Origin of the sequence: Nocardioides sp., from assembly GCF_035429765.1 — a bacterium.
Classification (GTDB): domain Bacteria; phylum Actinomycetota; class Actinomycetes; order Propionibacteriales; family Nocardioidaceae; genus Nocardioides.
Window position 1 is genome coordinate 1 of the sequence record NZ_DAOMFK010000035.1, and the last position, 13,022, is coordinate 13,022.

Annotated in this window: 15 protein-coding genes; 14 read left to right on the forward strand and 1 reads right to left on the reverse strand. The window is 73.3% G+C overall.

Annotated features, from left to right (window positions below; translation table 11 throughout):
* The 11 genes from dacB to PLP61_RS05720 all read left to right on the forward strand — a co-directional run.
* Positions 1 to 1,098, forward strand: a 1,098-nt coding sequence (gene dacB / locus PLP61_RS05670) for a D-alanyl-D-alanine carboxypeptidase/D-alanyl-D-alanine endopeptidase (RefSeq protein WP_324501223.1), incomplete at its 5' end; no start/stop codon positions are given.
* Between the two features lie 62 nt (positions 1,099 to 1,160).
* Positions 1,161 to 2,186 carry an Rv3626c family coenzyme F420 biosynthesis-associated protein gene (locus PLP61_RS05675; protein ID WP_324501225.1) on the forward strand — a complete coding sequence of 342 codons (1,026 nt, stop codon included), beginning with the start codon at positions 1,161 to 1,163 and terminating at the stop codon, positions 2,184 to 2,186.
* A 5-nt stretch (positions 2,187 to 2,191) separates the two neighbouring features.
* A complete protein-coding gene (tilS, locus tag PLP61_RS05680) occupies positions 2,192 to 3,169 on the forward strand; it encodes a tRNA lysidine(34) synthetase TilS (RefSeq protein ID WP_324501226.1) in 978 nt (325 codons plus the stop codon).
* 31 nt (positions 3,170 to 3,200) lie between these two features.
* Positions 3,201 to 3,752, forward strand: coding sequence for a hypoxanthine phosphoribosyltransferase (gene hpt, locus PLP61_RS05685; RefSeq protein ID WP_324501228.1), 552 nt, complete (start codon positions 3,201 to 3,203; stop codon positions 3,750 to 3,752).
* A gap of 129 nt (positions 3,753 to 3,881) precedes the next feature.
* The gene (gene ftsH / locus PLP61_RS05690) at positions 3,882 to 5,918 is read left to right on the forward strand and encodes an ATP-dependent zinc metalloprotease FtsH (RefSeq protein WP_324501230.1); all 2,037 of its coding nucleotides are present in this window, start codon (positions 3,882 to 3,884) and stop codon (positions 5,916 to 5,918) included.
* A complete protein-coding gene (folE, locus tag PLP61_RS05695) occupies positions 5,915 to 6,529 on the forward strand; it encodes a GTP cyclohydrolase I FolE (protein ID WP_324501232.1) in 615 nt (204 codons plus the stop codon). Before ftsH ends, folE begins: the two co-directional genes overlap by 4 nt.
* Positions 6,526 to 7,359 carry a dihydropteroate synthase gene (folP, locus tag PLP61_RS05700; RefSeq protein WP_324501234.1) on the forward strand — a complete coding sequence of 278 codons (834 nt, stop codon included), beginning with the start codon at positions 6,526 to 6,528 and terminating at the stop codon, positions 7,357 to 7,359. Before folE ends, folP begins: the two co-directional genes overlap by 4 nt.
* Entirely contained in the window at positions 7,356 to 7,712 is a 357-nt protein-coding gene (folB, locus tag PLP61_RS05705) for a dihydroneopterin aldolase (protein WP_324501236.1), read from the forward strand. Before folP ends, folB begins: the two co-directional genes overlap by 4 nt.
* Positions 7,713 to 7,738: 26 nt before the next feature.
* Positions 7,739 to 8,308: a 2-amino-4-hydroxy-6-hydroxymethyldihydropteridine diphosphokinase gene (gene folK / locus PLP61_RS05710; RefSeq protein WP_324501238.1), complete on the forward strand. Its 570-nt coding sequence runs from the start codon at positions 7,739 to 7,741 to the stop codon at positions 8,306 to 8,308.
* The gene (locus tag PLP61_RS05715; RefSeq protein WP_324501240.1) at positions 8,305 to 8,790 is read left to right on the forward strand and encodes a DUF3180 domain-containing protein; all 486 of its coding nucleotides are present in this window, start codon (positions 8,305 to 8,307) and stop codon (positions 8,788 to 8,790) included. The genes folK and PLP61_RS05715 overlap by 4 nt, the downstream gene beginning before the upstream one ends.
* Before the next feature lie 9 nt (positions 8,791 to 8,799).
* Positions 8,800 to 9,498 (forward strand): hypothetical protein, encoded by a 699-nt coding sequence (locus tag PLP61_RS05720; protein WP_324501242.1) that lies wholly within the window; start codon positions 8,800 to 8,802, stop codon positions 9,496 to 9,498.
* A gap of 84 nt (positions 9,499 to 9,582) precedes the next feature.
* Here the strand turns inward: PLP61_RS05720 and PLP61_RS05725 are convergent, their stop codons facing one another.
* Positions 9,583 to 10,584: an ABC transporter ATP-binding protein gene (locus tag PLP61_RS05725; RefSeq protein WP_324501244.1), complete on the reverse strand. Its 1,002-nt coding sequence runs from the start codon at positions 10,582 to 10,584 to the stop codon at positions 9,583 to 9,585.
* Positions 10,585 to 10,587: 3 nt separating this feature from the next.
* On the opposite strand from PLP61_RS05725, the gene PLP61_RS05730 reads away from it, so the two are divergent.
* From PLP61_RS05730 to PLP61_RS05740, 3 genes are read left to right on the forward strand one after another with little or no spacing between them, the layout of a single operon-like run.
* Positions 10,588 to 11,304 (forward strand): ABC transporter permease, encoded by a 717-nt coding sequence (locus tag PLP61_RS05730; RefSeq protein WP_324501245.1) that lies wholly within the window; start codon positions 10,588 to 10,590, stop codon positions 11,302 to 11,304.
* Positions 11,301 to 12,005: an ABC transporter permease gene (locus tag PLP61_RS05735; protein ID WP_324501247.1), complete on the forward strand. Its 705-nt coding sequence runs from the start codon at positions 11,301 to 11,303 to the stop codon at positions 12,003 to 12,005. The genes PLP61_RS05730 and PLP61_RS05735 overlap by 4 nt, the downstream gene beginning before the upstream one ends.
* 60 nt (positions 12,006 to 12,065) lie before the next feature.
* The gene (locus PLP61_RS05740; protein WP_324501249.1) at positions 12,066 to 13,016 is read left to right on the forward strand and encodes an ABC transporter substrate-binding protein; all 951 of its coding nucleotides are present in this window, start codon (positions 12,066 to 12,068) and stop codon (positions 13,014 to 13,016) included.
* Positions 13,017 to 13,022 lie beyond the last annotated feature (6 nt).

Genomic DNA, 13,022 nt, shown 5'->3' on the forward strand with positions numbered 1-13,022 from the left:
CCCGCCGTGTACGCCGCCGGCCGCTCCCCGCTCGTGCCGGCCTCGACGACGAAGCTGCTGACCGCCACCGCCGCCCTCGAGGAGCTCGGCCCCGACCACGTCTTCACCACCCGCGTGGTGGCAGCGCCGCGCACCGACCGCATCGTGCTGGTCGGTGGCGGCGACCCCTACCTGAGCGCCGGGTCGGCGGAGGACGACGCGCCCCCCGGCGCGGACCTCGCCACCCTCGCCCGGCGCACCGCCGCCGCCCTGACGGCCCAGGGGATCCGCGCGGTGCGCCTGGGCTACGACGCGACGCTGTTCAGCGGCCCGACCGCGGCCCCGAGCTGGGAGGCCGACTACCTGCCCGACGACGTCGTCTCCCCGATCACCGCCCTGTGGGTGGACGAGGGCCGCGCGCCGGACGGCTTCCACCGGGTCGCCGACCCACCGGCCTACGCCGCCGCGGTCTTCGCCCGGGCCCTGACCCGGCAGGGGGTGGCGGTGCGTGGCTCGCCGGTGCCGACGAAGGCCCCCGGCGCGGCGCCCACGCTGGCCTCGGTCGAGAGCGCTCCGCTGGCGGAGGCCGTCGAGCGGGTCCTGGAGGTCAGCGACAACGAGGGCGCCGAGGTGCTCGCGCACCACGTCGGGCTGGCCACCGGGCACCCTGGGTCCTTCGCGGGGGGTGTGGCCGGCGTCGAGCAGGCCCTGGGCGGGCTCGGGGTGCCGCTCGAGGGGGCCCGCCTGTTCGACGGGAGCGGGCTCTCCCGCGCCAACCGCCTGGAGCCGGCCACGCTGCTCGGGGTGCTCCGGGTGGCCGCAGCAGACGACCGGCCCGAGCTGCGCAGCGTGCTGACCGGGCTCCCCGTCGCGGGGTTCACCGGCTCGCTGGCCGAGCGCTTCACCTCCGACGCGCTCCCCGGGCGGGGGCTCGTGCGCGCCAAGACCGGCACCCTCACCGGCGTCTCCGGGCTGGCCGGGCTGGCCACGGGCCGCGACGGCACCACGATGGTCTTCGTGCTGGTGGCCGACCGCATCGACCCGGTCGACACCCTCGACGCTCGGGCGGCGCTGGACGGCCTCGCGGCGGCGCTGGCCCGCTGCCGCTGCGGCGGCTGACCCGCCCGGGCGGTCCCGGACGGAGCGGTCCCCGGCTTCGGCGTACCCGTAGGGTCGGCCCCATGAGTGCGAACATGGTCGACTGGGAGCTCGCGGTGGCCCTCGGGTCGCGCGTCGCCGGCGACGGGCCAGCGGTGTCCACCGGGGAGGCGCAGGAGGTCGTCACCGGGCTGCGGGCTGACGCCGAGCGCTCGACCGGCCTGGTCCGCGACTACACCGGGCTGGTGGCCGAGGAGCGCACCGCACCGGTGCTCGTGGTCAACCGGGCGGGCTGGGTCGAGGCCAACGCCGCGGCGTTCTCGACGGTCATGGACCCGGTCGTGGCGCGGCTCACCGAGGCCAAGGGGGCGCCGTCAGGGCTCTCGCAGGCGCTCGGCTCCCGGGTCACCGGCGCCGAGGTCGGGCTGCTGCTGGGGTTCCTCGGGAGCCGGGTGCTGGGCCAGTTCGACCCGTTCCACGATCCGTCGGGCCGGCTGCTGCTGGTCGCCCCCAACATCGTCCACGCGGAGCGCCAGATCCGCGCGGACCCGGCCGACTTCCGGCTGTGGGTGTGCCTGCACGAGGAGACCCACCGGGTGCAGTTCACCGCGGTCCCCTGGATGCGTGAGCACCTGTTCGCGCAGGTCCAGGACCTGGTCGACACCGTCGAGCCCACCCGGATGGCCGAGGACCTCGTCGCCGGGGCCTCGCGGCTGCTCCGCGGCGGCGGCAGTCTCCTGGACGTCGTGGGCACCCCCGAGCAGCGCGAGGTGCTGGACCGGGTCACGGGTGTGATGTCCCTGCTCGAGGGCCACGCCGACGTCGTGATGGACGGCGTCGGCCCCTCGGTGATCCCGTCGGTCGCCCAGATCCGCCGGGCGTTCGACCGGCGCCGCCAGGGCGTGGGCGTGCTCGACCGCCTGCTCCGCCGGCTGCTGGGCCTGGAGGCCAAGATGGCGCAGTACCGCGACGGTGCGAAGTTCGTGCGGGGCGTGGTCGCGAAGGTCGGGATGGAGGAGTTCAACGCGGTCTGGGCCGCGCCCGAGCACCTGCCCTCCCGCGCCGAGATCGGCGACCCCTCCGCCTGGGTCGCCCGCGTCCTGGGCTGAACGCGATGACGCTGCACCCGGCGGTGGCCGCCGTGCGCCGCGCCGTGCGCCGAGCCCTCGACGAGGTGGAGCCGGGCGGCACGGTGGTGGTCGCCTGCTCCGGAGGTGCCGACTCGCTCGCCCTGCTCGCGGCCACGGTGGCCGAGGCCCGCGCCGCCCACCTCCGGGTGGTCGGGGCGACCGTCGACCACGGGCTCCAGTCGGGGTCGGCCGAGCTGACCTCCCGCGTCGTCGGGCAGATGGTCGCGCTCGGGGTGGACGAGACCGTCGCGGCCCGGGTGTCGGTCGAGGCCGAGGGCCTCGGTCCGGAGGCCGCGGCCCGCCAGGCGCGGTACACCGTGCTCGGCGAGCTCGCGCAGCGGCTCGACGCCGCCGTCGTCCTCCTCGGCCACACCCGGGACGACCAGGCGGAGACCGTGCTGCTCGGGCTGACCCGCGGGTCCGGCGGCCGGTCGCTCGCGGGGATGCGCCGCTCGTTCGAGTGCTACCGGCGTCCGCTGCTGGAGGTGGCGCGCGTGGACACCGTCACCGCCTGCCACGTGCAGGGGCTGTCGTTCTGGGAGGACCCGCACAACGTGGACCCCCGGTTCACCCGGGCCCGGGTGCGCAGCCGGGTGCTGCCGATGATGGAGGAGGAGCTGGGCCCCGGGGTGGCCGCCACGCTCGCCAGGACCGCCGACCAGCTGCGCGACGACACGGACCTGCTCGACGACCTCGCCGGGCAGGCCTTCGCCGACCTGGGTGAGCCGCTGCCGGTCGCCGGCCTCTCGGCCCTGCACCCGGCGGTCCGGCGCCGGGTGCTCCGGCTGGCGGCGCTGGCGGCGGGGTCGCCCTCCGGCGAGCTGTTCTACGAGCACGTCGTCGCGGTGGACGCCCTGGTCACCGACTGGCGCGGCCAGCGGTGGATCGACCTCCCCGGCCACGTGCGCGCCCTGCGGCGTACCGGCGGCCTGGTGTTCGAGCGCGTCCACCCGGGGGAGTAGTGCCGGAGCTCGCCCCCACTACCCTTCCTCCATGGACACCGCCCACGTGAGGAACGACCTCGTCCGCGTCCTCTACACCGAGGCGCAGATCCGGGACAAGATCCAGGAGATGGCCGACGAGATCACCCGCGACTACGAGGGCAAGGACCTGCTCATGGTCGGGGTGCTCCGTGGCGCCGTGATGGTGATGGCCGACCTCTCCCGGGCGCTTGGCGGCCACGTGGAGATGGACTGGATGGCGGTCTCCTCCTACGGCTCGGGCACCAAGTCCAGCGGCGTCGTGCGCATCCTCAAGGACCTCGACACCGACATCACCGGCCGGCACGTGCTGGTGGTCGACGAGATCATCGACACCGGCCTGACCCTGAGCTGGCTGGTGTCCAACCTGGCCAGCCGCAGCCCCGCCAGCGTGGAGATCGCGACCCTGCTCCGCAAGCCCGACGCGGCCCAGATGTCGGTGGAGGTGAAGTACGTCGGGTGGGAGATCCCCAACGAGTTCGTCGTCGGCTACGGCCTGGACTACCGCGAGAAGTACCGCAACCTGCGCGACATCGGCACCCTCGCGCCGCACGTTTACTCCTGAGCTCGCCCCGGCGGCTTGAGTTCCCTGCGAGAATGACGAGAGGGACGACGTGTACCGTCGTCACTTCAATGTCACACCCGGACGGCCGACCAGGCCGCCCGGCAGCGGAGTCACGTTCGAGAGAAGCCTGTGAAGCGGATATTCAAGGGCCCCTGGCTGTGGATCGTCATCGCCGTCGTGGGCGTGCTGCTCGCCCTGCAGTACCTGCCGCCCAGCGGTGGGTACGACGAGATCAGCACCTCCAAGATGATCGAGGACATCAGCGACGGGTCGGTCAAGGAGATCACCTTCATCGACGGTGACCAGCAGATCAAGGCGACGCTCGACGACGGCTCCAAGGTGATGACCTACTGGGTCGACGGGCAGCAGGTCGGGCTCGCCGACCGGGTCGAGGCGCAGGTCAAGGCCGGCGAGATCGAGAAGATGACCGTCGACGTCCCCAAGCAGAGCATCCTCACCTCGCTGCTGCTCAGCCTGCTGCCGTTCGTGGTCATCGTCCTGGTGTTCCTGTGGCTGATGAACCAGGTGCAGGGCGGCGGTGGCCGGGGCGTGATGCAGTTCGCCAAGTCCCGGGCGAAGCTCATCACCAAGGACATGCCCAAGACCACCTTCTCCGACGTGGCCGGCTGCGTGGAGGCCATCGAGGAGCTCGGCGAGATCAAGGAGTTCCTCCAGGAGCCCGGCAAGTTCCAGGCCGTCGGCGCGAAGATCCCCAAGGGCGTGCTGCTCTACGGCCCGCCCGGCACCGGCAAGACCCTGCTGGCCCGTGCGGTCGCCGGCGAGGCGGGCGTGCCCTTCTACTCGATCTCCGGCTCCGACTTCGTCGAGATGTTCGTCGGCGTGGGCGCCTCGCGGGTGCGCGACCTGTTCGAGCAGGCCAAGGAGAACGCCCCGGCGATCGTGTTCATCGACGAGATCGACGCCGTGGGCCGGCACCGCGGCGCCGGCATGGGCGGCGGCCACGACGAGCGCGAGCAGACCCTCAACCAGCTGCTGGTCGAGATGGACGGCTTCGACGTGCGCGGCGGGGTGATCCTGATCGCCGCGACCAACCGTCCCGACGTCCTCGACCCGGCACTGCTGCGGCCGGGCCGCTTCGACCGGCAGATCCAGGTCGACGCCCCCGACCTCAACGGCCGCCACATGATCCTTCAGGTGCACTCGCGCGGGAAGCCGATGGCGCCCGACATCGACCTGCTCAGCGTCGCCCGGCGTACCCCCGGCTTCACCGGCGCGGACCTGGCCAACGTGCTCAACGAGGCGGCGCTGCTCACGGCGCGCAGCAGCCTGAAGCTCATCAACAACGAGTCCCTGGACGAGGCGATCGACCGGGTCATCGCCGGACCGCAGCGGCGGACCCGGCTGATGAGCGAGAAGGAGAAGCTGATCACCGCCTACCACGAGGGTGGACACGCCCTGGTGGCCGCGGCGCTGCCCGGGACCGACCCGGTCCACAAGGTCACGATCCTGCCGCGGGGCCGCGCACTGGGCTACACGATGGTGCTTCCCGACGAGGACAAGTACTCCCAGACCCGCAGCGAGATGCTCGACAAGCTCGCCTACATGCTCGGCGGGCGGGCGGCCGAGGAGATGGTCTTCCACGACCCGACCACGGGTGCGGGCAACGACATCGAGAAGGCCACCAACCTCGCCCGGGCCATGGTGACGCAGTACGGCATGACGGAGCGCCTCGGTGCGATCAAGCTCGGCGACTCCAACGCCGAGCCCTTCTTGGGACGCGACCTCGGGCACACCCGCAACTACTCCGAGGACGTGGCGGCCATCGTCGACGAGGAGACGAAGGTGCTGCTCGCGACCGCTCACCAAGAGGCCTTCGACATCCTCGAGGAGAACCGCGACGTCCTCGACGCCCTGGTCCTCGAGCTGGTCGACAAGGAGACGCTGGACAAGGAGGAGGTCGCCCGGGTCTTCGAGCCGCTGCGCCGCCGCCCCGAGCGCCCTGCCTGGACGGGCTCGCCCACCCGCACCCCGTCCGCGATCCCACCCGTGGAGATCCCGCAGGCGATCCGCGACCGGGTTGCGGCCTCCGCCCCCTCGAACGGCAGCGGCGTCCCGGCGCCGACCGCCGGCGAGGTCGTCACCACCCCGCCGCACGTGCCCGGTGACCTGCACGGCGACACGCCGGTCGGCTCGCCGCCGGCATGATCGCCCCGATCGGGCGGGTGGAGCGGGCGCCCGAGGAGATCCCGCCCTTCGACCAGGCGCGCGCGGAGGCCGCAGTCCGCGAGCTGCTGCTCGCGATCGGGGAGGACCCGGACCGGGAAGGGCTGGTGGACACCCCCGCCCGGGTCGCGCGTGCGTACGCGGAGCTGACCGCGGGGCTGCGGCAGGCCCCCGAGGACGTGCTGTCGACCACCTTCGACATCGGCCACGACGAGATGGTGCTGGTGCGCGACATCGAGCTGTGGTCGATGTGCGAGCACCATCTGGTGCCCTTCACCGGCGTCGCGCACCTGGGCTACATCCCCGCCGAGACCGGCAAGATCACCGGTCTCTCCAAGCTCGCCCGGCTGGTGGACGTCTACGCCAAGCGACCGCAGGTGCAGGAGCGGCTCACCACCCAGATCGCCGACGCGATGATGGGCATCCTCGAGGCGCGCGGCGCGATCGTGGTGATCGAGGCCGAGCACCTGTGCATGACCATGCGAGGGGTCCGCAAGGCGGGCGCCCGCACGATCACCTCCGCGGTGCGCGGGCTGATGCACCGCGGCGCGACCCGCAGCGAGGCGATGGCGCTCATCCACGGCCGACGATGACCGGGCCCGCCCGCCCTCTGGTGATGGGCATCCTCAACGTCACTCCCGACTCCTTCTCCGACGGTGGCCGGTGGGCGACGACGGAGGACGCCGTCGCCCACGGCCTGGACATGGTCGCCGAGGGCGCGGACCTGGTCGACGTGGGCGGCGAGTCCACCCGGCCCGGAGCTGAGCGGCCCCCGCTGGGCGAGGAGCTGCGGCGGGTGCTGCCGGTGGTCGCTGCGCTGGCCGACGCCGGCGTCATGGTCTCGGTCGACACCATGCGCGCCGAGGTCGCCGAGGCCGCGGTGGGCGTGGGCGCGCGGTTCGTCAACGACGTGTCGGGCGGGCTCGCCGACCCGCGGGTGCTCGAGGTCGTCGCCCGGTCCGGCGTGACCATGGTCGCCATGCACTGGCGGGCGCACAGCGCCAGGATGCAGGACTTCGCGACGTACGACGAGGAGGGCGGCGTCGTCGACGCGGTCACCCGAGAGCTCGCCGCGCGCGCGGAGGCGATGGCTGCCGCCGGCATCCCCGCGGCGCGGACCGTGCTCGACCCCGGCCTGGGCTTCGCCAAGCGGCCCCACCACAACTGGGAGCTGCTGCGCTCGCTCGACCGGCTCAGCGCGCTCGGCTTCCCGCTGCTGGTGGGCGCCTCGCGCAAGTCGTTCCTGGGCACCCTGCTGGCCGACGAGGACGGCCGGCCACGCCCGACCGGGGAGCGCGAGCACGCCCACGCCGCGCTGGTGGCGCTGCTGGCGGAGCGTGGGGTGTGGGGGCTGCGGGTGCACGACGTACGCGCCACCAGAGACGCCCTGGAGGTCGCGGCCCGGATGCAGGAGGCCCGGTGACCGACCGGCTGATCGTGCTCGGGATCGAGTGCTTCGGGCACCACGGCGTCCTGGATTTCGAGCGACGGGACGGGCAGCGGTTCCTGGTCGACCTGACCCTCGGTCTGGACACCCGGCCGGCGGCCCGCTCCGACGACTTGCGCGACACCGTGGACTACGGGAGTCTCGTGGCCCAGGTGAAGGACGCGGTCGAGTCCGACCCCGTCGACCTGATCGAGACCCTGGCCCAGCGCCTCGCGGACCTGTGCCTCAGGCACTCCCGTGTTGAATGGGCCGAGGTCACCGTCCACAAGCCGGAGGCACCCATCCAGGCCGGCTTCACCGACGTCACCCTCACCATCCGCAGGCCGTGACCAGCCGAGTAGAAGGGACCAGGGCCGTGCCCGAGACCCCCAACCCCCACATCGTCGACACCGACACGCTCACCGGGGGCATGCACCCGATCCGGCGTGCGGTGATCGCGCTGGGCTCCAACCTGGGGGACCGGATGACCACGCTGGCGGGTGCGGTCACCTCGCTCGCCGACACCCCGGGCGTGTGGGTGACCGCGGTGTCCCCGGTGTACGAGACCGAGCCGGTCGACGCCCCCGCGGGGTCCCCGCCGTTCCTGAACGCCGTGGTGCTCGCCGACACCACCTTGCCGGTGCACCGGCTGCTGGACCGGGCCCTGGCCATCGAGGACGCCTTCGACCGCACCCGCACGGGCCAGGCGAACGCCCCCCGCACCCTCGACGTGGACCTGATCGCGGTCGGGGACCGGCGCAGCGACACCGAGGCGCTGCAGCTCCCTCACCCGCGCGCGGCCCAGCGCGCCTTCGTGCTGCAGCCGTGGCACGACCTGGAACCGGACGCCGTGCTGCCCGACGCCGGCCCCGTGGTCGAGCTCCTCGACGAGTGCGACGGGTCCGGCCTGGTCCGGCGCGACGACCTGGTGCTCGAGCTGCCGTGACCCAGCAGCCCCCCGAGCAGGAGCCCACCGGGCGCCTGCGGCCGGTGTCGGCCGCCGCACTCACCGGGTGGGGTGTCGCCGGGCTGGTCGTCGGCTGGCTGGTCCGCCCGGTCAGTGAGCGCTGGCAGGGCTCGGCGCCCCTGGTGACCTGGCTTCCGGCGCTGGCGCTCTTCTTCGTGGCGGTGGTGCTCGCCGCCACCGCCCGCGCGACACGGCACGCGATGCGCGGCGAGCGTGAGCGGCCGGACGCCCAGCGGATGGTGAACCGGTTCGTCCTGGCTCGCGCCTGCGCCCTGGTCGGCGCAGTGGTGGCCGGTGGATATGCCGGTTTCGCCCTCAGCTGGGTCGGAAGTGGGTCAGAATTGGCCACGGAACGGATCACCCGCTCGGCCGCGGCCGCGCTGGGTGCCGCCGCCATGCTGGCGGCTGCCGTCGTCCTCGAGCGCGCGTGTCGCGTCCGATCCGAGGACGACGCGCCTTAGTCTGCCCTCATGGCCCCTTCCCCGCGCAGCACCCGCCGCCGGCGGCGCAGCACCCGCCTCACCGTGGCGGCGCTGCTGCTGCTGTCGACCGTCGCCGTCGTCTCCCTCGCCCTCCTCCTCGCCTCCCCGCCGCTGCTCGCCGGCGCCGCGGTGGTGGCCACGGTGCTGGGCGTCGCCGCCACCCTGGTCACCCGGGCCGAGGTCGTCGAGTCCCGCCGTGAGGCGGCCGAGGACCGAGCCCACCAGGCCCAGGCCTACGCCGCTCTGGCCGAGCAGCGCGTCGCCGAGAACGCCACCTTCCTCGACTCCATGAGCACCCGCCTCTCCCGCACCCAGGCCGCGCTCCGCCAGATCGAGGACGCCCTGTGCACCGCCCAGCACCGGGCGGCGGAGGCCACCCGCCGGGTCGCGGCGGAGGCCGCGCGCGCCGAGGGCGCCGAGCTGGACGGTCAGCGGTACGCCCGGCTGCTGGAGGACTCCGAGCAGCGTGCGGCCGAGGCCATCGTCCGGGTCGCCGAGCTGGAGCAGGAGTGGGAGCCCCTGGTCGCCGAGCGGGACGCGCTGCGGGCCGAGGCGGACGGGCTCCGGGCGGAGCGGGACACCCTCCGCGCGGAGACGGACGCCCTGCGGGCCGAGGCGGACGTGCTGCGCGCCGAGCTGGCCTCCTGGCAGGCGATGGGAGCCGAGGGCTACCGCCGCCACGCCTGACCCGTCGCAGGTTCCCGCTGACCCGTCGTTGATTGACGGGTCCTCCACAGGTGCCCTGTGCAGAACCGGGCAAACAGCGACAGGTCAGCGGTCAGACAGCGACGGGTCGGCGAGGGAGGCGCGCAGCGCCCGGTGCACCCCGTTCGGGGTGAGGACTCCCAGGAACTGGCCACCCCGACGTACGGCGACGACCTGCCGGTCCTCGCGCAGCAGCGCGGCCAGCGCCTCCTCCAACGTGGCGTCGGCGTCCACCACCCCACCGAGGTCGCCGGTCGTCACCCCGTCCAGGGGCTCGAGGTACGCCGGGTCGATCCGCGTCACGGCCAGCCGCCGCAGCCCTCGGGTGGAGCCGACGAAGTCCGCGACGAACTCGTCCACCGGCCGGGCGAGCAGCTCGGCCGGTGTCCCCTCCTGGGCCAGCCGGCCGCCGGCGGCGAACACCGCCACCCGGTCCCCCATCCGGACCGCCTCGTCGATGTCGTGGGTGACCAGCACCACCGTCTTGCGCAGCGTGCGTTGCAGCCGGCGGAACTCGTCCTGCAACCGCGCCCGAACCACCGGGTCCACCGCGCCGAACGGCTCGTCCATCAGCAGCACCGGCGGGTCGGCGGCCAGCGCCCGCGCCACGCCGACCCGCTGCTGCTGGCCCCCGGAGAGCTGGTGCGGGTAGCGGTCGGCGTACACCTCCGGGTCCAGGCCGACCAGCTCCAGCATCTCCAGGGACCGGCTGCGGACCGTGGCCCTCGGGGCGCCCTGCAGGGTGAGCACGGTGCCGACGTTGACCGCCACCGTCTGGTGGGGGAACAGCCCCACCTGCTGGATCACGTAGCCGATGCCGCGACGCAGCGCGACCGGGTCCTGGGCGAGCACGTCGCGGCCGTCCAGCAGGATCGTCCCCGCGGTGGGCTCGATGAGCCGGTTGATCATCTTCAAGGTCGTGGACTTGCCGCAGCCCGAGGGCCCGACCAGGCAGACCAGGCTGCCGCGGGCGACGTCCAGGTCGAGCCCCTGCACGGCCATGGTGCCGTCCGGGTAGGTCTTCCCGACGCCGGTCAGTCGGATCATCGGATCCGCGGTAGCGTCCATGCGGTGACCCTACTCGCGGCGGTGCCGTCGGCGGACGAGCCGGGACCGTCGTGCTACAGCCGGCTGGTCAACGACTGGTTCTGCCCCGCCTACCTGGTCGACCGCCGCCAGGAGCTCCTCGACGCCACCTGGCAGCACCTGTGGATCAGCGTGGTGGCCGTGCTGGCCGGGGTGCTGATCGCCTTCCCGCTGGCGCTGCTCGCGCGGCGGAGCGCGCGCCTCGAGGCGGCCGTGGTGGGGACGGCCACCGGGCTGTACACGATCCCCTCGCTGGCGCTGTTCCCGCTGCTGGTGCCGTTCACGGGCATCTCCGCCACCACGGTGGTCGTCGGGCTGGCCCTCTACTGCCTGACGATCCTGGTGCGGGCCATGCTGCAGGGCCTGCGCTCGGTGCCCGACGACGTCACCGAGGCGGCCACGGGGCTGGGCTACGCCCCGACCCGCCTGCTGTTCCGGGTCGAGCTGCCGCTCGCGCTCCCGGTGATCATGGCGGGTCTGCGGGTGGCCACCGTGTCCACGGTCGCCCTCACCACGGTGGGCGCGCTGGTGGCCAACGGCGGACTCGGTAACCTGATCGCCGACGGCGTGTTCAGCAACTTCCGCGCCGAGCTGCTGGCCGCGTGCGTGCTGTGCGTCCTTCTCGCGGTGCTGCTGGACCTCGTGGTGGTGGGCCTGCAGCGGGTGGCGACCCCGTGGACCAGGCGGGCGGAATCCGGGTGAACGTCCTCGGCAACGCCTTCGGCTACCTCGCGGACCCGGCCAACTGGACCGGCCCGGAGGGCATCTGGGCCCTGCTCGCCCAGCAGCTGCTCATCTCGGTCACCGCCCTGGGCCTGGCCCTGCTGCTCGGCCTCCCGGTCGCGCTGTGGCTGGGCCACCTCGGGCGGGGCGGGTTCCTGGCGATCAACATCTCCAACGTCGGGCGGGCGATCCCGACGTACGCCCTGCTGGCACTGCTGGTCATCGCCGACTGGCCCGGGACGGCCACGTTCGGGCCCTACGGCCGTGCCGGCCTCGCCACGCTGATCGCGCTCGCCGCGTTCGCGCTGCCACCGATCATCACCCACGCCTACGTGGCGGTGCGCGAGGTTCCCGAGGAGGTCCGCGAGTCCGCCCGGGGGATGGGGATGAGTGGCCGGCAGCTGTTCACCCGCGTCGAGCTGCCGCTGGCCCTGCCTCTGGTGGCCACCGGGATCCGCCTCGCGCTGGTGCAGGTGTGGGCCACCGCCACCATCGCGGCGCTCGTGGCCGGCCCCGGACTCGGCCGGGTGATCACCGACGGCTTCGCCAACACCGACTACGGCAAGGGTGTCGCCGGCGCGATCGTGGTCGCCGCCGTGGCGCTGGTACTCGAAGCCGGGGGGTCCTTGCTGCAACGATGGGCGGACCCGCTCGAGGGCACGGCGCCGTCGAGCCCCTGAGCGAGCGGAGAACCGGACACGCGTGGCACCCTGCCACGGGACACGGAAGGTGGAACCGACATGCAGGTACGACGTACGATCGCCGCCGCCCTCACGGCGGCGAGCCTGGTGCTGGCCGCAGGGTGCGGAAGCGACGACGGGGGCAGCGCCGACTCGGGCGGCAGCGGATCGGGCGACAAGGGCGCGGTCAGCATCTCGGGGCAGAACTTCCCGGAGGCGACGCTGGTGGCCAGCATGTACGAGCAGCTGCTCGACTCGCTGGGCTACGACGCGAGCGTGAAGCTGGTCGGCACGCGCGACGTCTACATGGCCGCGGGCCAGTTCCCCGACGGTATCCAGGTCGTGCCGGAGTACGTCGGCGGGCTCGTGGACTTCCTCAACGCCACCGCCAACGGTGCCGACGCGCCGTCGTTGACCACCAACGACCCGGCTGAGACGATCGCCGCCGTCCAGCCGCTGCTCGACGACAAGGGCATCACCCTGCTCGACCCGTCGTCGGCGACCGACCAGAACGCCTTCTTCGTCACCCAGCAGTACGCCGAGGACAACGGGCTCTCCGCGCTCTCCGACCTCGAGGGCACCTCCGTCGTGCTGGCTGCCGCCGAGGACTGCCCCGGCCGCAGCGACTGCGAGGGTGGCCTCACCAAGGTGTACGGCATCGACGTCACCAAGGTGCTGCCGCTTGGGTTCGCCAGCGACCAGACCTACCGGGCGGTGCTGGACGGCGAGGCGCAGCTGGGCCTGACCAGCACCACCGACGGCACCCTGGCCGACCAGGGGCTGGTGCTCCTCGAGGACGACAAGGGGATCCAGACCGCACAGAACCTGGTGCCGGCCGTCTCCACCAGCTGGATCGCCGACCACCAGGACGCCGCCGATGCGCTCAACCAGCTGATGGCCGCGCTCACCACCGAGAAGCTCACCGAGCTCAACGGGCGGATCTCGGTGGACCGGGAGCAGCCCGACGCGGTGGCCAAGGACTTCCTCACCAGCGAGGGCCTGCTGCAGTAGGCCGCG

Bases quoted from the DNA above. Each gene is read 5' to 3' on its own strand.
- PLP61_RS05675 (WP_324501225.1), top strand. From the start codon at position 1,161: ATGAGTGCGAACATGGTCGACTGGGAGCTCGCGGTGGCCCTCGGGTCG.
- PLP61_RS05725 (WP_324501244.1), bottom strand. From the start codon at position 10,584: ATGGACGCTACCGCGGATCCGATGATCCGACTGACCGGCGTCGGGAAG.
- folP (WP_324501234.1), top strand. From the start codon at position 6,526: ATGACCGGGCCCGCCCGCCCTCTGGTGATGGGCATCCTCAACGTCACT.
- PLP61_RS05720 (WP_324501242.1), top strand. From the start codon at position 8,800: ATGGCCCCTTCCCCGCGCAGCACCCGCCGCCGGCGGCGCAGCACCCGC.
- folE (WP_324501232.1), top strand. From the start codon at position 5,915: ATGATCGCCCCGATCGGGCGGGTGGAGCGGGCGCCCGAGGAGATCCCG.
- hpt (WP_324501228.1), top strand. From the start codon at position 3,201: ATGGACACCGCCCACGTGAGGAACGACCTCGTCCGCGTCCTCTACACC.
- tilS (WP_324501226.1), top strand. From the start codon at position 2,192: ATGACGCTGCACCCGGCGGTGGCCGCCGTGCGCCGCGCCGTGCGCCGA.
- PLP61_RS05740 (WP_324501249.1), top strand. From the start codon at position 12,066: ATGCAGGTACGACGTACGATCGCCGCCGCCCTCACGGCGGCGAGCCTG.